A 3,020-nucleotide genomic window follows, 5' to 3' on the forward strand; every position below is an offset into this window, starting at 1 on the left:
ACCGACACGGGGATTTTCAATCCCCTGCTCTACCGACTGAGCTATCCGGGCTAACGGGGACGCATTAAACAGTATTCCCGCCAATCCGTCAACGACTTTTTGCGAAAAAAACATGAAAAACAGTTGTTGGCGGGATTTTTATACTGATTTAGTGCGATTATTCAGCTTTGCCTGCTTTTGTTAGCTTAATGCACCGTCTTTCCGGCAATTAGCAATGGTCAAAATATCCTGAGCCAGCAGTTTTGCCGTTACCACATCTTCAATATCTTTTTTCACTAACAGCCTGCTGAGGCACCCTTCAAGGATAAATTCCATCTGTTTGGCAACCTGTTCACTATTTTCAATGCCGATTTGCTGTAATAGCTCGTTCGTATATTGAAATGAGCTTTGCTTTTGTAATGCCGCCAATTGATGGATAGGATGATCGGTATCAGGAAAAGCACTACATGCTGCAATGAATAGGCAGCCGGGGCAGCGATTTTCCTGTACTTTTTCTTTGAGGGTGTCGTAACGAGCCAATAGTTTTTGCTCTGGGGTTAATGTGTCATCCAGCAGGGTATGGCGCTGCCATGCTTCTATTTGTTGGCTGTGGAAACGCAGGCAGTCGTAAAGCAGAGCCTCACGGTCAGGCCAGAATTGTTTTATTTGGTCGAAATCAATATTAAGGGGAGTCAAAAGTGTCTCCAGTGTTACTGATAGACCATATTGCTCAAGTAAATTGAGTGTCTGACTAAGGACATATTCACGTTGCACTGTTGCTCTCCTTTTTAATGATTTTTTACCTTGTAGCTCTCTGTTCGGAAGCTATTGGGTATAAATGTTCTAAATGGCGATTAAAGTGTTCTGCATCCATAAATCCGTTGATTCGTGAATCGGGAAGTTCGTTACCTTGAGTATCAAAAAACAGGATAGTGGGAAGCCCCAGTACTTTCAGTTTATTCAGCAACTCTTTCTGGGCAGGGCCATTCTCTGTGACATTAGCCTGCAATATGAGAAAGTTACTTAACTGTTTTTGCACTTCTGAGTCACGGAAAGTATATTTTTCAAACTCTTTACAGGCGACACACCATTCTGCATAGAGATCCAGCATGATTGGTTTATGACGGTTTTCAGCCAGAATCTGGTTCAATTCCTGCCAGTCACTGACTTGTTGGAACTGCAAAGATGTTTGTTGTTGCTCTGTAACAGGATTTCCCCATACCCAGTCCTGTAAAGGACGCGAGGCGATTAAAGCCAGTGCCAGTAAGATGAGTTGCAGAGTACGTAACCAACCATTTTTGTGAGTTAGCGTCAATGCAAAAGCCCAGCCAAAGAAGGCAACAGCCAGTATGCTCCATAACCTTATTCCCCACGTATCACCAAGAACTCTTTCCAGCAAAAATATTGGCAGAGCAAGGATGATAAAACCGAATGCTTCTTTGACGTACTGCATCCACGGACCACTGCGGGGTAAGAATTTGTGGCCGAATAAAGTGACGGCTATAAGGGGTAACCCCATTCCCAGCGCATAGAGGTAAAGCGTCAGTCCACCGAGGACTGCGTTACCGCTCTGGGCAATGTAAAGTAAAATGGCGCTGAGTGGAGCGGTTGTGCAGGGAGATGCAATCAGGCCTGCCAGCATCCCCATCATAAATACACCAAAATAAGAGCCACTTTTTTGCTGGTTACTCCAGTTCACCAAACGAGTCTGAACGGAGGAAGGGAGCTGGAGTGAATATACTCCGAACATGGATAACGCCAGCAGAATAAACAGGACGGAAAGCCCTATCAGAATATAAGGGCTTTGCAGTGCGGCCTGAAACTGTAAACCTGCTGCGGCAACAATTAACCCTAAAGCCGTATACGTGATGGCCATTCCCTGCACATAGCTCATTGCCAGCCAGAAAATACGTTTCAGACTTTCAGGACGTTTCTGTCCCAGAATAATGGCTGAAATTAACGGATACATTGGCAGGACACATGGGGTAAATGCGATACCTATACCAATTAATAATGCCCATAGGGGAGAAAATGGCATCTGATCCGTTTTGAGTAAAGCTTCTTCCTGTGGCAGTGATTCATTTTGAGGTGCTTTTATTGCAGAAGGCTTGGATTCTGGTTGTTTTGGGGTTCCATCTGTCGATGATTTTGTGGAAGTTGTGACAGCATATAACGGTACGCTAATTGTTTCTGGAGGATAACAGTACCCTGCTTCCGCACACCCCTGATAGGTAACCTGAAGAGTGGAATCATTTGTTGCAGCAAGTATCGGGATACTGATGTTCGCAGACTGAAAATAGACCTCCGTTTTACCAAAAAACTCATCTTCATGAGCTGTTGCTTTGGCGAAATCAATATGGCCTAAAGACGTTTGTTGATCGGGCGTGATAATGAACTGTTTTCTATAGAGGTAATAGCCGGGTTTAATATCCCAATTTAACGTGAGTTGCTCCCCTTTTTGCTGAAAATCAAACATAAAAGCCTGTTCAGCGGGAAGATACCGATTCTGTCCCGGTTGTCCAGTTTGATTGAATAGCGCACTGGATTTAAGAGGAAAAGCGCTAATTGCACCAAACAGCAGAAACAATATGAGAATACGTTTCATCATAGGATAATTTTTTACCTGCCAATTATTATAGAGAGTCAATGGGTGAAATTTATCAGAATCGGCACAACGACCAAAATAAGCACTATAACCGATGGAATCTGTGACAAGAAGCTGATTGACTAATATTAATGCAATGACGTGTTTTTTTCAGGGAAAGTTGTCAGGAAGAAAATAAGAGAAAGAGAATATTTCAGGGAGTTTCCCCCGGTAATTGTCAACATAGTTGGCACCATTAATGAATTTAAGCGGCCTGTTGTTCTCGTTCAGGATTCAGCGTCACTGTTTCTACCCATTGCCAGTTTCTGGTGCTGCGCGACCAGCGTTCCGGAGAGGTGAGTTTAGCCTGGCGATAAACGCCATCCCGCTGTGTTAAAATGACTTTGTCTTCGCCTCTGTGCCGTTGGCCCGGTGTCACATAATTTATCCCACTATG

Annotated in this window: 2 protein-coding genes and 1 pseudogene; all 3 read right to left on the minus strand. The window is 44.0% G+C overall.

The window, feature by feature from the left end:
• Window positions 1–180: 180 nt before the first annotated feature.
• The gene (gene dicD, locus Xinn_RS20325; RefSeq protein ID WP_086954386.1) at window positions 181–753 is read right to left on the minus strand and encodes a division control transcriptional repressor DicD; all 573 of its coding nucleotides are present in this window, start codon (window positions 751–753) and stop codon (window positions 181–183) included.
• A gap of 25 nt (window positions 754–778) precedes the next feature.
• A complete protein-coding gene (locus Xinn_RS20330) occupies window positions 779–2,587 on the minus strand; it encodes a protein-disulfide reductase DsbD (RefSeq protein ID WP_086954385.1) in 1,809 nt (602 codons plus the stop codon).
• 241 nt (window positions 2,588–2,828) lie between these two features.
• Window positions 2,829–3,020: pseudogene (locus Xinn_RS22285) on the minus strand (IS3 family transposase); the annotation flags it as partial.

Origin of the sequence: Xenorhabdus innexi (genome assembly GCF_002632485.1) — a bacterium.
Lineage (GTDB): Bacteria > Pseudomonadota > Gammaproteobacteria > Enterobacterales > Enterobacteriaceae > Xenorhabdus > Xenorhabdus innexi.